Origin of the sequence: Flavobacterium coralii (assembly GCF_019891545.1) — a bacterium.
Classification (GTDB): domain Bacteria; phylum Bacteroidota; class Bacteroidia; order Flavobacteriales; family Flavobacteriaceae; genus Flavobacterium; species Flavobacterium coralii.
Genome location: NZ_JAHDIU010000009.1, coordinates 1 through 17,260, shown reverse-complemented (window position 1 = coordinate 17,260; position 17,260 = coordinate 1). Strand labels below are relative to the sequence as shown.

Annotated in this window: 12 protein-coding genes; 1 reads left to right on the top strand and 11 read right to left on the bottom strand. The window is 39.8% G+C overall.

Features of this window, described 5'->3' with window-relative positions:
- Positions 1–55 precede the first annotated feature (55 nt).
- From KJK34_RS12365 to KJK34_RS12315, 11 genes are all read right to left on the bottom strand, one after another.
- On the bottom strand, positions 56–1,609 hold the full coding sequence (locus KJK34_RS12365) for an argonaute/piwi family protein (RefSeq protein ID WP_223054201.1): 1,554 nt from the start codon (positions 1,607–1,609) through the stop codon (positions 56–58).
- Positions 1,590–2,948 carry a toll/interleukin-1 receptor domain-containing protein gene (locus KJK34_RS12360; protein ID WP_223054200.1) on the bottom strand — a complete coding sequence of 453 codons (1,359 nt, stop codon included), beginning with the start codon at positions 2,946–2,948 and terminating at the stop codon, positions 1,590–1,592. The genes KJK34_RS12365 and KJK34_RS12360 overlap by 20 nt, the downstream gene beginning before the upstream one ends.
- Before the next feature lie 178 nt (positions 2,949–3,126).
- On the bottom strand, positions 3,127–5,400 hold the full coding sequence (locus tag KJK34_RS12355; RefSeq protein WP_223054199.1) for an aconitate hydratase: 2,274 nt from the start codon (positions 5,398–5,400) through the stop codon (positions 3,127–3,129).
- A 282-nt stretch (positions 5,401–5,682) separates the two neighbouring features.
- A complete protein-coding gene (locus KJK34_RS12350) occupies positions 5,683–6,066 on the bottom strand; it encodes a hypothetical protein (protein ID WP_223054198.1) in 384 nt (127 codons plus the stop codon).
- Between the two features lie 193 nt (positions 6,067–6,259).
- A complete protein-coding gene (locus KJK34_RS12345; protein ID WP_223054197.1) occupies positions 6,260–7,213 on the bottom strand; it encodes an AAA family ATPase in 954 nt (317 codons plus the stop codon).
- A gap of 105 nt (positions 7,214–7,318) precedes the next feature.
- Complete coding sequence (locus tag KJK34_RS12340; protein ID WP_236937647.1) at positions 7,319–8,731, bottom strand: peptidylprolyl isomerase; 1,413 nt, start codon at positions 8,729–8,731, stop codon at positions 7,319–7,321.
- Entirely contained in the window at positions 8,715–9,566 is an 852-nt protein-coding gene (locus tag KJK34_RS12335; protein ID WP_223054195.1) for a hypothetical protein, read from the bottom strand. Before KJK34_RS12335 ends, KJK34_RS12340 begins: the two co-directional genes overlap by 17 nt.
- Complete coding sequence (locus KJK34_RS12330) at positions 9,566–11,536, bottom strand: peptidylprolyl isomerase (protein ID WP_223054194.1); 1,971 nt, start codon at positions 11,534–11,536, stop codon at positions 9,566–9,568. The genes KJK34_RS12335 and KJK34_RS12330 overlap by 1 nt, the downstream gene beginning before the upstream one ends.
- Before the next feature lie 158 nt (positions 11,537–11,694).
- On the bottom strand, positions 11,695–13,638 hold the full coding sequence (locus KJK34_RS12325) for an OmpA family protein (protein ID WP_223054193.1): 1,944 nt from the start codon (positions 13,636–13,638) through the stop codon (positions 11,695–11,697).
- A gap of 11 nt (positions 13,639–13,649) precedes the next feature.
- The gene (locus KJK34_RS12320) at positions 13,650–14,591 is read right to left on the bottom strand and encodes a PorP/SprF family type IX secretion system membrane protein (RefSeq protein ID WP_223054192.1); all 942 of its coding nucleotides are present in this window, start codon (positions 14,589–14,591) and stop codon (positions 13,650–13,652) included.
- 95 nt (positions 14,592–14,686) lie between these two features.
- Positions 14,687–15,355, bottom strand: a complete 669-nt coding sequence (locus KJK34_RS12315; RefSeq protein WP_223054191.1) for an EndoU domain-containing protein — start codon at positions 15,353–15,355, stop codon at positions 14,687–14,689.
- A gap of 138 nt (positions 15,356–15,493) precedes the next feature.
- On the opposite strand from KJK34_RS12315, the gene KJK34_RS12310 reads away from it, so the two are divergent.
- Positions 15,494–17,083 carry a peptide chain release factor 3 gene (locus tag KJK34_RS12310; RefSeq protein ID WP_223054190.1) on the top strand — a complete coding sequence of 530 codons (1,590 nt, stop codon included), beginning with the start codon at positions 15,494–15,496 and terminating at the stop codon, positions 17,081–17,083.
- The last annotated feature ends 177 nt before the right edge of the window (positions 17,084–17,260 follow it).

Here is a 17,260-nt window from a genome sequence, read left to right as displayed (position 1 = left end):
GATTAATGTTAAGATATTTAAGATCGATATTAAATAAATTTTTGTAATTCTACTATTATATATAATATCTAAAGGGCAATGCTGGTTTTAAGTCGTCAATTTTTCCAGATGTTAATATATCACCTATCACATTAGCAAATTTTAATGTTACAGGCAACCCATCACAAAATCTACACGAGTTATAGTTTAATTTAGTTAGTGCTAATATATCCCTGCACACAGTATCTATTGGAACACGTCCATTATTCCTAATCAACGATATCGTTAATGGATTAGGAGTTTCCATACCTAAAGGCTGCTGTAATCTAGGAATAAAACCTTTAGTCCATAGAAACGCATTATTTTTATCTTTGATGTAATAACTACCTCTCAATATTGGAAAATCTTTATCTCTATATAGCTTGAAGGTTTTCTCATCTTTTATTGTTACACCAGTTAAAGATATATCATACTCACTAACAGCATCACAAAAGCCTGACCATTCTTCATCATCAAATTTAGTGCGACCATGAATGAATACTTCTTTTGGCAATTCTTTATTATTCGATTTTTGAAAAGATTTTAACGCCTTATCTAGTAAGTCAAATGCTGCTGATTTAGTCAAATGATATTCTCGCGTGTCTTCATTATACCATGGCCCAACTGCCCCTTTAAATACCATTCCATCACCACTATCCAAAAACATCTGTGCGGCACAACATGCGTATTTATGGCTCTTCTGTCGAGAATCTACTTTGAAAACTAATCCAATATAGCAAACACCTTTTCTTATTGTCCCCAACTTCCAAGGTAGTCCACCAATCTTATAATAAACTGATGTGGCAATATTCCACGCTATGTCAGTCTCCATCTTTGACAAATCGCGCTTAGGCTCATTGTTTTTTTTTAAGTATGGGTATTCATTATATGCAATTGTGGATTCTCTAACGATTTGAGTAAGAATTTCATGTTTGAGAAGTTTCAATTTAAGTTGATTATGAAAGTGATTATCATATTGATATGCCTCCCTATCTTTTACTAAATCTGGCATAATTTCGTCAAATAAGGTAGCGCTAGTGCGGCTTAATTTATCTTTAATGCCAACTTTAATAATATTCCCTCCGGCTTTAGACTTTGTTCTTCCATGAAGATAAACATCATCGGGAATTATAACAAACCAAATATTTACAGGTGGTCGATCATCATCCTTTTTGTACTCAACCAATTCGTCAACATATAAGTCTACCATATTGGCAACTCTAATATGTGAGTCTGAATATCTATAAAATTCCTTTAATTTATTTTCTTCTATATCAATTTCAATAATTGAATGAGGATTTATTGAAACTCCGAAAATAGCTTCAAAACCTGGATAAAAAGGTTTTGAAAAATCTTTTTTTAAAGGAATTATAGGTTTAGAAAATTTTTCTAACCAACATTTAAGTTTTTGTCTGCCAAAGGACGTCCCTATTATACCAATCGAGAAATTGTTAACCTTATTTTTATTATAAGGTCCAAATAGAGTAAGTCCGTCACGGGGATCTATTACCTTTTGGTTGTAATTGAATAGCAAAAATGGTTCGTGGATGTAGTCGAGTTTCATATGTATATCAAAAATTTTCTTCTTCATAAAATTCTTCTTCCTCAATATAATGATCCAATGATGCTACCCTACCTTTATCATTAGGTTCTATATAACTGAAGTCGGCCTTAAAGAGAATTGGGGTTGTTGAAACCACAATGTTCTCATCTTCAGAAGCAAGTATAACCAATTCTCCTTTGTCATTATCAGATAGAGACGCTAAGAAAGCTAGCTGTTGGTCTCTCCATTCCTTGTTTCTCATGTTTTTACCTTTGTCTCGCCTCGCTTTATGCATTTTTTTTGAATCACTCCATGGAGATTTTCCATCATCAGTAAAAATGATATGATTTTTTAGGCTGTAACATAGTTCAGGAAAAAGTATAGGCTTGAAGCTTATAGCATAATGCCAAAATGATTCATAATATTTTCCAGTTACACCAATCTTTTTTTGTTTATCATTTACTATAAATTCTCCCTTAATCTTTTTTTCTGGATTATGCTCATGGAAATAGCATCTACTAGTAGATAAATCAAAAAATTGTAAATCTTTATCGGATAAATATCTTTCGAAGCATTCTCGCATAAGCCGAACAAATAACCTTCTAAAATCGCTAAAAGTTGGAAATTCATCACTATCATATCTATTATATATATCTTCTGTATCTTTTGAAACAATTTGAGATGGATAAACATCGAATTGATTATCTTCAAGATAATAGTTTAATTTTTTTTGAAAAGTGACCAATACATTTCCATGCCTAAATGCTGGATATATTATATTATTCTTTAAAACTGCTTTAGCCTGAACTTCATTTTGGAATTTATAGAAAAATATCTTAGAAGGAGTAATAGGAATTTTAATCCAATTTGAGAAGAAAACATCTGATTCACCAGTATCTATACCTGACCAGTTTGTATAAACATTATCAAACCAGTCTTTAACTGAAAGAGAATTAGATTTCTGACGGGGTACATCATCATACTCTAATTTTCTTAATAACTTTTTTAACCCCGAGGCCCAATTATTTTCAAATGAGATTATATTTCTACGATTTAAACCAATTCGCGAACTATATGATGAGTTGTCAATTTTTACAGGAATAATAAAATCCTTAAGTTTTTCCTGTCTTTCGATTGTTTTACAATGCTCCCATTCATCTAAGACTCCCGATTTTTCAAATGTCACCTTTGATATGACTAGTATATATTTGATAGTACTGATCTCTAAGATATCTTGAAGGCTTTTCCAATAATCCGCTTCACCTCCTAATAAAAACGACAGATCACATTCACAATTATATCCTTCATTCTGAAGTTTGGACTGAAGCCACATTGTAAACTCATTATCTTCTGGTGTAGCGTGTCCAATAAAAATCGTATCCCTCATTCGATAAATGTTTTATTAAAAGTAAAAAAATCATTATTTGATTACAACTTTAATTATTAACATCCTTAATTCTAATATTCTGAGTAATTAAAAACATAATTACTATGTGACTCATATAAATAACAAAAACCCCTCTCACCTTTCGGCGGAGGGGTTTCATATTTATATTAAAATACTATTAAGCGTTAGCCCTGCCGGCTGCTGCAATAAGGTTAAGCGCAGAGCCTGCCTTAAACCAGCCAATCTGGCCTTCGTTATAGGTGTGGTTGCAAAGTATGGTGTCTTTGCTGCCATCATCATGAATAACTTCAAGGGTTAGCTGCCTGTTAGGGGCAAACTCCTTAAGGTCTACAAAGTTAAAGGTATCATTTTCCTGTATCTTGTCATAATCAGCCTCGTTAACAAAAGTAAGCGCCAGCATACCCTGCTTTTTAAGGTTGGTTTCATGAATACGTGCAAACGATTTTACCAGTACGGCCTTAACACCCAGGTGGCGCGGCTCCATAGCGGCATGCTCGCGGCTCGAACCTTCGCCATAGTTGTGGTCGCCCACTACAATACTTGGCACACCGGCAGCCTTATAAGCACGCTGAACGGCAGGCACGGCATCATACTCGCCCGTTAGCTGGTTTTTAACATTGTTTGTTTTTTGGTTATAGGCATTAACCGCACCAATAAGCATGTTGTTAGAAATATTATCTAAATGCCCACGGAAACGCAGCCATGGCCCCGCCATAGAAATATGGTCGGTAGTACACTTACCAAAAGCCTTTATAAGCAACTTGGCACCCATAATGTTTTCGCCGTTCCACGGTTCAAACGGGTCAAGCAGTTGCAGTCGTTCGCTTTCCGGGCTTACCACTACTTTAACGCCGCTACCGTCTTCAGCAGGCGACTGGTATCCGTTATCCTCAACAGCAAAGCCCTGCGGAGGGAGTTCCCATCCTGTAGGCTCGTCAAGCATTACCTCTTCGCCGTCTTCGTTTATAAGTTTGTCTGTTTTAGGATTAAAGCCCAGGTCGCCCGCAATGGCAAGTGCCGTTACAAGCTCCGGCGATCCTACAAACGCAAGCGTGTTAGGGTTACCGTCGGCACGCTTAGAGAAGTTACGGTTAAACGAGTGTACAATGGTGTTACGCTCTTCTTTCTCGGCACCTTCCCTGTCCCACATACCAATACATGGCCCGCAGGCATTGGCAAATACAGTTGCGCCAATTTTATCGAAGGTGTCAATATAGCCGTCGCGCTCTATAGTATAACGCACCAGTTCAGATCCCGGTGTGATGGTAAACTGTGCCTTTGGCTTCAGCTTTTTCTCTGCCGCCTGTTTGGCGATAGATACCGAGCGCGAAATATCTTCGTAAGATGAGTTGGTACAAGAACCGATAAGCCCTACCTGAATGTTAAGAGGCCAGTCGTTCTTGGTGGCTTCTTCCCTCATCTGAGAAATAGGGGTAGCCAAATCCGGAGTAAACGGCCCGTTTAAGTGCGGCTCAAGCTCCGAAAGGTTTATTTCGATTACCTGGTCAAAATACTGCTCAGGGTTTTCATATACTTCTTTGTCGGCAGTAAGGTACTCAGCTACCTGGTTGGCTGCATCGGCAATATCAGCACGGTTGGTAGCACGCAGGTAACGGTCCATAGACTCGTCATAACCAAAGGTAGAAGTTGTTGCGCCTACCTCGGCACCCATGTTACAAATAGTACCTTTACCGGTACATGACATAGCCCTCGCGCCTTCGCCAAAATATTCTATAATAGCGCCGGTACCACCTTTTACGGTTAGGATACCCGCCACTTTAAGGATAACATCTTTAGGAGCTGTCCAGCCGCTTAGCTTACCTGTAAGCTTAACGCCGATTAGCTTAGGGAATTTAAGTTCCCATGCCATGCCGCTCATTACATCTACCGCATCGGCACCACCAACACCAATGGCAACCATTCCGAGGCCGCCGGCGTTAACTGTGTGAGAGTCGGTACCAATCATCATACCGCCCGGAAACGCATAGTTTTCCAACACTACCTGGTGAATGATACCTGCACCCGGTTTCCAGAAACCAATACCATATTTATTAGATACTGACGAAAGGAAATCGAAAACCTCGTTGCTTTGCTCTTTAGCACGCTTAAGGTCGGTTTTAGCATCTATCTTAGCCTGTATAAGGTGGTCGCAGTGCACAGTTGTAGGCACGGCTACCTTAGCTTTACCGGCATGCATAAATTGCAATAGCGCCATCTGGGCTGTAGCATCCTGGCAGGCAACCCTGTCCGGTGCAAAATCTACATAATCTTTACCGCGGGTAAAAGCCTGAGACGGCGTTCCTTCCCAAAGGTGAGAATATAAAATCTTTTCAGAAAGTGTAAGCGGACGGCCGGTAAGCTCGCGGGCTTTATCTACGCGGGCAGCCATATTTGCATACACTTCTTTAATCATTTCAATATCAAAAGCCATAAATAAGTAGTATTAATGTTCGTTTGTAAAAAAGTGCTGTAAAATTACTAATTCTTAAACCAACTAAAAAATTTTTAGCCTTTCTTTAAATTACGTTCATTATTATTTATAAACATTCTATTTTGCCGAAAATAATGCAATTATATTAAGAAACAGCACCTGTTTTTTAAGAATTCTCAAAATACGAACTTTATTTTAAGAATTTCTAAATAACTTAGGATTGTAAAACAAGAAAGCCACTTGCAAATTACTGCAAATGGCTTTAGTTATAGGTTTATTTAGCTAAAACGATATAGTAAATTCGTTCTCGGCGTGCTTTTTATTGGTAGTTAAATACCTGTATAGCATTTTTCCTGCCATAAAAGCCGCAGTACCAAATACTGCCACACCAAAAAACAACAATGTCCATGCCTCGGTGTTAATTGTTGGAAACTCTCTGAATTCTGAATATACCGCTACAAGCATATATAATGAGAAAAAGCCGAGGATATTACCATAAACAATTCCTGCTATACGGTTTTTGTAAATAAGCTGCAGGAACAACAGCCATGAAATAAGTATGGCTATGTAATTGATGTGCCCGGATGCAAGGAAATTTTCTACAGCCCAGGCTGTGCCTAAACCTATAAAAAAGATTTCAGGCAGGTTTCTTAATAGTCGTTTCATTTCTTCTTTCAGATTAGATGCATAACAAATATATAACGGAAAAAGAACGTTTATATTTTGTTTATGAAATTTTTATCAATAATATATTAACAATACAGCAACAAATGTAGACTATTAATACATTATTAATAATTTGAATAATATTTCTTACTTATAGTATCATAAACAAATACTATTCCAAAAAAAGAAGCTGTTAAAACAGCTTCTCAATAATTTCTTCTTCAGTAATGCCTTCGGCATCTGCCTTGTAGTTCTTTATTATCCTGTGCCGCAGTATGCCTGTCGCTACTGCCCTTACATCTTCTATATCCGGGGAAAATTTACCGTTAAGTGCAGCATTGGTCTTTGCGCCCAGTATTAAATTCTGCGATGCCCTTGGGCCCGCACCCCAATCAAGGTAGGTATTTACATAATCATTCGCTAACAGGCTGCCGGGCCTTGTTTTACCCACAAGCCCTACTGCGTACTCTATAACATTGTCGGCTACGGGTATGCGCCTAATCAGGTGCTGGTAGTCTAATATTTCCTGTGCGGTAAATAATGGATTAACTGTTGCATTGGTATCTGCCGTTGTGCTTTTAACCACCTGTACCTCTTCCTCAAAAGTTGGGTATTCCAGCTTTATAGCGAACATAAAACGGTCTAACTGGGCTTCGGGCAACGGGTAAGTACCCTCCTGCTCTATCGGGTTTTGTGTTGCAAGTACAAAATAAGGCAACGATAGTTTATGGTGCTCACCTGCTATGGTTACCGCTTTTTCCTGCATGGCCTCAAGCAGTGCTGCCTGTGTTTTAGGCGGTGTACGGTTTATTTCGTCTGCGAGGATTATATTAGAAAAGATAGGCCCTTTGATGAATTTAAACTGCCTGTTCTCATCTAATATCTCGCTGCCTAATATATCAGACGGCATAAGATCGGGCGTAAACTGGATACGTTTAAAATCGAGCCCCAGCGCTTTGGAAATAGTGTTTACCATAAGTGTTTTAGCAAGCCCCGGTACGCCCACAAGCAGTGCGTGCCCACCCGAAAAGATACTTAATACTATCTGGTTTATTACTTCATCCTGCCCTACAATTACTTTTGCAATTTCATTTTTCAGGTCTTTTTGTTTCTGAACCAACTGCTGAACGGCTGCTACGTCTGACATATGTTTTTATCTGCTGTTTAAACAATAAAGCTAAGGAAAATTCCTTAGCTTCAAACTTAAAAATATTTTTGTTGTTTACCTAACTATTTATGAAGGGCGGCTAAATTATTTCACCCATTCGTTTGCAAAATCGCAGGCCTGGTAATCAGGGGCAACTTTAATATAGGTTTCTTTAATTTTTTCGTCACTCCATTTAGATATTACCTGCAACTGCTTTTCTTTAAGTGCAAGTTCTTTAATCTTGGTATAATCAAGCGCATAATCTGCCATGTGCTCATCATAGCGGTTGGTAACCGTCATTATCTTCCAGCTTTTGCCTGTACGCGGGTCATCATTAAGTATAGGCTTTGATATTTCGCCTTCTTTAAGGTCTGATACCTCATTATAGATTTCCGGCTCAAGCTTGGTAAGCTCAAAGCGTGTTTCAAGCGTGCGTGGGTTAAGCAAAAGGCCTCCGCTGTTGCGGGTCTCTTTTTCATCTGACTCAGAACGTGCCGCCTCTGCAAAAGTTATCTCACCCGACATTATACGTTCCCTTATCTTTTCAATTTTTTCTTTGGCAGCCTTTAGCTCTTCGTTGCCTACTTTAGGCTTCATTAATATATGCCTTACATCTATGTCCTGCCCCCTTATCTTTTCTACATATATGATGTGGTAGCCAAATTCAGTTTCTACAGGCTCAGATATTTCACCCTCAGCAAGGCTGAATGCCGTATCTTTAAATTCTTTTACAAAAGGAGTTTTACGGTTCATTTTATAATAACCGCCGTTAGAGCTCGAGCCGGGGTCTTCTGAATAAAGTACAGCCTTACTGTAAAAGCTGGAACCGTTAAGTATATCCTGCCGTATCTGCTTAAGCCTGTCTATTACCTTTTGCTTTTCAGCCTCTGATATTTCAGGCTTTACCACTATCTGTGCAATTTCCATTTCGGCACCAAACCTTGGTATCTCGTCATCTTTAAATTTAGAGAAGAACAATCTTACCTCTTCCGGTGTTATTTCTACCTCATCAATAATTTTGCGTTGCATACGCTCTGTTAGCATTTGGTTTTTGGTAATGGTAAACAGTTCCTGCTTAAAGGCATCAATGTCTTTTTTACGGAAGTATTCTACCATCCTGTCTTCAGAGCCAAGCCTTTCTACAAAAAAGTCTATCTGCCTGCTCATCTTGTCATTTACCTCTGCATCTTCTATCACAATACTGTCCTGTATTGCCTGGTGGGCATACAGCTTATCTTCCATAAGTTTGCCCAGCAGTTCGCAACGGGTAACATCTTTTACAGGAATATTTTGCGCCTGTAGCTCCCTGTACATAATATCGATATCAGAATCAAGTACCACAAAGTCGCCCACAACGGCAACCACGCCATCTACCTTTACCCTGCCCATAGGCTTTTTAGGTGCCGGCTTTACCGTATCTGCAAGCGGTTCAGGTATAATTTCCTGTGCGCCGGCGGTGGTTAAAGCCATAAAGAACATGGCTAATAATAGGTAAATCCTGCTATTTATAAACTTCATATTTATTATTTTTAATCGCATCGTCTGTTATTTCCTTTTCAAGTTTCTTTATTAACTCCAGTTTCCTGTTGTTTATTATAAGCTGTACCAATGTAGGCCTTATGTATTCATAGGGCGATACCATATTCTTATCGAGCACCCTTGAAACTTTTACCAGATATACATCTGTAGAGTCAGGGTATTGATACGATATGCCGTTGCCGATATATTTGTTCCTGTTATCGGGTGTTATAAACGGCAGCTTGGTGTACACTTGGTTCATATCTACCCAGGTAGTATCATTAAAGGCAAAGCTCTTAAACTGTATCGACATATCCTGAAGGGCCTTTAGGTCTTTTTTGTTGCCGCTTAAAAACCTGCTGCGTATAGTGTTGAACTTTGGGTGCTCTTTATCTACCTTAATATACTTTAGCCTTACCAGCGTTTCGGTAGTACGGAAGTTATCTTTATACGAGTTGTAATAAGCAGCTACGTCGGCATCTGTTACAACTGTATCTACGCTCCGTTTTACAAGTTCCTCAATATAAGCCTTGGTAAAAAGATCTGTCTTGTATTGCCTTACCAGTGTGTTATATTCTTCCTGCTTTTCTTTGCTAAGGTTAACCTCGGCAGCGTTATATAGCAGCTTTTTAGAAGCCCACCTGTCTATAAAGTTCCTTATAATGGCTATACTGTCTTCTTTAGAAGTCCCCGCAGGCACAATACCCGCTATATCTTCTTTATAAAGATAAGAGTTGCCCACCCGGGCAACTGCCTGTGGCTTTTGCTCTTCCTTAAAACTGTCACACGAAATAACAGCAAGCGCCGAAAGCAGCAGTACAGCTTTTTTAAACATTATTGTTTAAGCTCTTTTTTAACTCCTTCAAAAACATCTTTGTTTACCTTAACCGTAAACTCTTTCCTTAAATCATCAACCCATGTGCTTTCCAGGTATTGCTGATAGTCGTTAACTACTCTGCCCCTTGCCTCTTCAAGTGTTTTAGTACCTGCAGGCAGCAGCTTTGTGGTTTTTACCACATAGTAATAATTACCATCTTTCATTACATCCGAAACACCTTCTGAATACTTAGCCTTAGGCAGTGCATCGCTGTCAGTTTCAAATGTCCCGGCTTTCTCCATTACATTTACCTGTGCCTCTGTGTTCAGTTCTTTTTTAATGAATTCGGCATCCTGACCTTTTTTAAGGTACTTCCTTGTCTTTTTAATTACATCTTCTTTTGTAGAAGAATATACTTCTGCCTCCACCCTTTCTTTCCACTGGTAATCGGCTTTATGGCTGTTGTAGAAGCTTTCAAGCCCCAGTGTATCGGTCTTGGCTTTCTCCCATATTTCTTTCTCCATCAGGTCGAACAGCAACAAGCCGTCCCTGTATTCTTCCATTACTATGCCAAACTCAGGGAACTCATTCTCAAGGTTATCATTATAGTAGGCATTCAGTTGCTCATCTACATACCTTTCATACAGCACATCGGCAAACTTAGAGGCAGGCGATACAGTTGCTGCGCTTTTCTGGTTGTTGGCCATATACCTCATAAAAGATTCGGCTGTAAGCTTCCTGTCTTTATTGATGGTTACAAGTGTTTGGTTGTAGGTATCAACATCTTTAGGAAGTTCCCAGTTTTGCCCACTTGTTTTATTGCCTAAAGCTTTAAGCACTTTTGCATAAACCTTCTGGTTTCTTTCAACCGCATATTTTTTCTTCAGCTTCTCATTCATAGAAGCTGCTATCAGCTTAGAGCGGTCGTCTCTTCTTATCCTGTTTTCAAAATCGGCTTCAACATCCGCAAAAGGTTTTGCAGGGTGTTTTTCTATCAGCTTTACTATATGCCAGCCAAACTCGGTTTTAAAAGGCTCTGAATAATCACCGGGCTTACCCAATGCAAAAGCTTTATCTTCAAAAGTAACAGAGCTTAATTCGCCCGAGCTGAAACGGTTTAGCATACCACCTGCCGGAGCAGATGTTTTATCCTGAGAGAACTGTTTGGCAAGCGCTTCAAAGCTTTCGCCCTGCTTTAGTTTCTGGTATATCTCGTCAATAGTTTGTTTTGCTTTTGCTTCGGCGGCGGCATCTTCTTTGCGCGGAATAAGTATCATGATATGCGCTACAGTGATATCGCCCCTGTTATCCCTAACATCGTTAACCTTTATAAGGTGGTAGCCAAAGCGGCTGCGCACCGGCTTAGACACCTGCCCTTTAGGAGTGTTGTATGCACCCGTTTCAAACGGGTAAACCATCCTGAAAACAGAAAAATAGCCTAAGTCACCTTTATTTTCTTTAGCGGAAGGGTCTTCGCTGTACTGCTCTGCCAGTTTACCGAAATCTTCTCCGGCAAGGGCTTTTTTACGGACATCAAGCGCTTTGTTATACGCCTTTAATGTATCAGCAGGCGAAGCATTTTCATCTACCATAAATAATATATGCGATGCCTTTATCTCTTTCTTAGAGCGGTTGTAGGCCTCTTCTATAAGTTCTTTGGTAACTTTAGTATCGGTAAGGTAGTTGCGCGATAGCTGGTTGCGGTAGCTTTTGAGCTCATTCTGGTATTTTTTACCATTTTGAAGCCCAAGCTTGTTGGCCTTATTAACCTTAAGCTTGTAACCTATAAACAGGTCGAGGTAATTATTAAGGTCTTTTTGCGAATCGTCTTTAACCAGATCGAGGTTTTTGTTGTAAACCCTTATAAATTCGTCAGTGTAATACGGTGTACCGTCTATTGTAAATAACACCTCTTTTTTTGCCTGCTGTGCGAAAGAAACAACAGTAACAAACAGGGATAAACCTAAAAGAACCTTTTTAAAATTCATTATTTTTAAAATTTTATAACTCTTTAAATACGGTTAGTAAACGCAGCCCTTATGCATATAGTATGCACAACGGCATTTTTTGCGACCAACAAAAGTAACAATTCATTAAGATTATACAATAAGTATTATTGCAAAACATTGAAAATAAATAGTGCGGGCTACTCTCCCCCCGAAACTATTATAAAATCGCTGCGGCGGTTTAGCTGATGCTCTTCATCGGTACACGGCACGTCATTGCTGCATTGGTTAAGCAACTGCGACTCGCCATAGCCTTTAACGCTTTCTATTCGCCCTGCATTTACACCCTTAGCTATAATATAATTATAAGTAGCATCAGCCCTGTTTTGAGAAAGCACCATATTATAGTCATCGCTGCCGCGCGAATCGGTATGCGACTCTATTTTTATAATTATATCCAGAAACTGCTGCATTACATATACTACCTTATCCAGCTCCTGCGCTCCCTGCGGTGTTATGTCATACTTATCAAAATCGAAGTATATAGGGTCAATCTTTATTTTAGCAACATTATTCTCTTTCGTAATGAGGTTATCATACTTAACTAACTGAAAGTCAATTTTCACTTCTCCGGATGGTGCACCCGGCGTAGTAACATCATCCGTATCAGTACTGTATCCTTTTTTAAAAGCACCTGCCATGATAAACAAATTACAAGGCACCTCCTCTACTATATACCTTCCTTCCGTATCCGTAATTACATCACCTGTACCTACTACATTTCCATATACATCGCCAACTTTTATGGTAACGCCTTCAATCGGTTTTTTACTGGTAGCATCGGTTATAATTCCCGTAAGGGTATGAAGGCACGAATGCTCCTCTTTACGGGTAAAATAATAAATATCGTCATCGCCCATGCCGCCCTCACGATTAGACGAAAAATAACCGTATCGGCCTGTTGCATCTGTTATGTAGGCAAAATCGTCGGCATTGCTGTTTATAGATGAACCGAGGTTTACAGGCTCCCCTACGTTTAAATCATCAGAGATAGTACACATAAAAATATCAAGTCCGCCCAGCCCATAGTGGCCGTTGGAAGCAAAATAAAGCCTATTGCCACTCACAAACGGAAACATCTCTTTGCCTGGCGTGTTTACCTGCTCCCCTAAATTAACAGGTTTGCCATAAGTGCCATCATCGTTTATAGCCACGGCATATAAATCGGTTTCACCAAGACCGCCCTGCATATCGCTTGTAAAAATGAGCCATTTTCCATCTTCTGTTAAGGCCGGGTGTGCCACCGAATATTTTATATTACAAAAAGGCAGCACCATTTCATTGATAAGTTCATCACCCGAAATTGTAGCCCTGCTTATCCGGAGATTGTTGGTACCGTTACTTGCATTGTTAAGTTTATCCCTTTTTTTAACGGTATTGGTACTGTAGTAAATCGTCTGCCCGTCGGATGCAAAAGCAACCGATGCATTATGGTAGCGGGTGTGGCTCTTGGGCATAAACTTTTGCTCATTGATAAGCGCTCCGGTAGCGGTATCTCGGTCGGCGACATATAAGTCCAGAAACGGCTGCTCGTTCCATTTATAAACCCTGCCACCCAGATGGGCAGTATCTTTAGCAGAAGAATAAACAACTTTATCCCCATAAAAAGCAGTTCCAAAATCAGACTTGCGTGAATTTATATTCAGCGTGTCAATGGTATATACCGTTCCGTATTTATTGATGCTGTCTAACTGTTTTTTCTGTTTCAGGAAGTTTTGCAGCAGTTCAGGCTTTTTGCTTTTGCCCAGCTTTGCGGCAAGGAGTTCATCTGCCTTTTCATACTGCTTCAGGCTGCGTAGCGACTGTATGTAGCGGTTAAAATGGTCATCATCTAATTTATCGGCCTTGCCCTTTTCATACCATTTTACTGCATCCGTAAACCTGTTTATATAATAGTAAGTATCGGCTATCTTCATTCGCGTAGATGTTGAAGGATTAGCACCCTTCACATAATCTTCATAGGCTTCGGCGGCGGCGGTATAAGCCATTTCATCATACAGCTTATTGGCTTTCTCTAACTTATACTGTGCGGAAGCAAACAGGGATGTAAGGAGCAGTACGGCTAAAAACAGATACTTTTTCATGGCTGGTAGTTTTAAAAGAACCTCGGCGATTTTATCCGTGCTGTTTTGGGCATTAGCTGAAAACGCAGTATAAACTCATGAGAGCCATCGTTATACTTATTCAGTTCTGTTACCGAATAATCAAAGGCATAACCTGCAAACAACTGCTCTGTTATCTGGAAACCCGCCAGCGCACTAACCGAATCGTCCCAACGGTAAGAAGCTCCAAATGTAAACTTTTCCTGGAACAGGAAGTTTGCCGAAGCATCTACCGTTACGGGCGAGCCCGAAACAACCTTGCCCAGCACGGCAGGCTTAAACTTAATGCTCCCTGTAAGGTCGAACACATAACCACCTATAAAGTAATAGTGCAGCCTGTCAGAAACCACCGTTTCCTGTATATCGTCATAATAATTATCGCGGATAAAATTGGGTACTGATACCCCTGCATACCATTTATCGGTATAATAGTAAACCCCGGAGCCTATGGTAGCGGCAGCCCTGTTATTGATGTTGGTATTTAAAAGCGGATCGCCCTCTTGGTAATAGCGCCCCCTGCTCCAGTCAATATTCAGTATGCGTGCCCCGGCCTTAAGCCCGAATGCCAGCCTGCCCTGCATGCCTAAATACAGTGTGTAAGAAAAATTACCATCAATATACAACTCATCTGCCGGGCCAATCCTGTCGTTAACCGCACTAAGGCCAAGCCCTACCCTTTCGTTCCACACAGGGGAATGCACTGCAAGCGCCTGCGTGCGCGGTGCGCCATCCATACCAATCCACTGCGAGCGGTGCAGCAGTATGGCATCAAGCCCGCCTGTGCTGCCTGTATAGCCCGGGTTTACCGTAAGGGTGTTATACATATACTGGCTGTATTGCGGCTCCTGCTGGGCGTGCAGTTTTAAGCCACACAATACAAGCAGCAAACTTGGCAACCACCTTAATAACTTATTTGTCAGGCAGGTATAATTCATTTATTGGCACATTCTTTCTTAAGCAATTATAACAATAGATGTAAAAATAGTGTTTTCAGTAATATAAGAGTAAAATGCTTACATGAAAAAAATTATTAGCTCAATGTTAGCAAAGGATAGATACTTATCAATTTACCTTCTTTTAAAATTATTTCAACTGGAATTCCACAAGTAGTTGTAGAAGAAAATTTATATTCTCCTATTTTAATTTTATGTTTAACAGTATAGTCACACTCATCAAAATATTTTTGTAAATCCCATGATAATGGAAACAGTGTGGTTTCTTTTTCTTTACTGACCCATTTATCAGTATTTTGGTTGCGAATAGCTATTTTTGCCTCCAAAACGCCTTTAACGTCAACTTTTAATGTTTCAATTATCCTGATATTATTTGGCATATAAAAATGACCTCCTTGGCTTTTAGAATCTTTTACACTCCCTTTCGTGCCATGCTCTAATAAATCTACAAAATCAAAACTGTAAGTCTTCCCATCTGGTATCTCGATTAAGTACTTAGAGTTAATGAAATTCTCGGTTCTGATAATTTTTGCATATTGTTTGGGATCGGTAATTTTGAGTTCCTTTATTAACTTTGAATTCTGTTTTAAAATATTTAAATTTAAAAATGGTCCTTCGAAAGTTTCTGAATCAGCGTAAAGATATGGTTCAAAGGTATCTCTGGTTATTATAGCATAAATTGGCTTTGCAGAGGAATTGTTTTTGACATATCTGTTCTTGAGAACGTAATAACATATGTTAGACATAATCCGATTTATAATAATTAGATAATATAAATTTGCATGTATAATTTCCCAAATATATCCAATTTATACAAAACTATGTTTTACAGAATATAAACCCTATTTTTGCACGGTTTTTAAATGTAACAGCTAAATTTTATAATGGGTTTTACTGACGAAATTAAAAGAAGGCGCACCTTCGGCATTATATCGCACCCCGATGCGGGTAAAACAACGCTTACCGAAAAGCTGCTGCTATTTGGTGGCGCCATACAGGAGGCCGGAGCCGTAAAAAGCAACAAGATAAAAAAGGGCGCAACTTCCGACTTTATGGAGATTGAGCGCCAGCGTGGTATATCAGTTGCTACATCGGTGCTTGCCTTTAATTATAAAGACAAAAAGATAAACATATTAGATACCCCCGGCCACAAAGATTTTGCCGAGGATACCTTTCGTACCCTTACCGCGGTTGACAGTGTTATTGTGGTAATAGACGTGGCAAAGGGTGTTGAGGAACAAACCGAAAAACTGGTAGAGGTTTGCCGTATGCGCAACATACCCATGCTGGTTTTCATAAACAAGCTTGACCGTGAAGGTAAAGATGCTTTTGACCTGATGGACGAGGTAGAACAAAAACTGGGGCTTACCGTTACACCGCTTAGTTTTCCTATCGGTATGGGGTATGATTTTCAGGGTATATATAATATCTGGGAAAAGAACATTAACCTGTTTAGCGGAGACAGCCGCAAGAACATAGAGGAAACCATTGCCTTTGACGATATTAATAACCCTGAGCTTGACAAGCTCATCGGTGCAAAACCGGCAGATAAGCTGCGTGAAGAACTGGAGCTTATATCTGAAGTGTACCCCGCTTTCGACCGCCAGCAGTATCTTGATGGTAAACTGCAGCCCGTGTTTTTCGGTTCGGCATTAAATAACTTTGGTGTTCGTGAACTGCTGGACTGCTTTATAGAAATAGCACCATCGCCCAGGCCAAAAGACAGTGATACCCGCACCGTTCAGCCTGATGAAAATAAATTTTCGGGATTCGTATTCAAGATACACGCCAACATGGACCCCAAGCACCGCGACAGGCTGGCGTTCATTAAAATAGTGTCGGGGCAGTTTGAGCGCAACAAGCCTTACCTGCACGTGCGCCACAACAAGAACCTAAAGTTCAGCAGCCCAAATGCCTTTTTTGCCGAGAAAAAAGAAATCGTTGATATTTCTTATCCGGGAGATATTGTAGGTCTGCATGATACAGGTAACTTTAAGATAGGCGACACGCTTACCGAGGGCGAACAAATGGCATTTAAAGGCATACCAAGCTTTAGCCCGGAACACTTCCGCTATATTAACAACGCCGACCCGATGAAAGCCAAGCAGCTTGAAAAGGGTATCGACCAGCTAATGGACGAGGGTGTGGCGCAGCTTTTTACCCTGGAGCTGAACAACCGTAAGGTTATCGGTACTGTGGGTGCGTTACAGTATGAGGTTATACAATACAGGCTGGAGCACGAGTATGGCGCAAAATGCAGCTATGAGAATTTCCCTGCCTATAAAGCCTGCTGGGTAAAGCCCGAAGATCCTAAAAATGAAGAGTTCGCCGAATTTAAGCGCATCAAGCAAAAATTCCTTGCAAAGGACAAATATGACCAGCTTGTTTTTCTTGCCGATTCAGAATTTTCAATACAGATGACACAGCAAAAATACCCAAGCGTTAAGCTGTTCTTTACATCTGAGTTTGATTAAGGTTACAACATTTATATAAAAGCAAAATGGGGCTGTCTCAAAAGTGATACAGCCCTAATTTTTTTATACAAATAAGGGAGCCCGAGAGCTCCCCATATTCGGCAAGTTTATTAACTTGCGGTGTGTCAATTAAATCAAAAGTAGTCTTTAAAGATTACAATCCCAAGCAAAATTTCC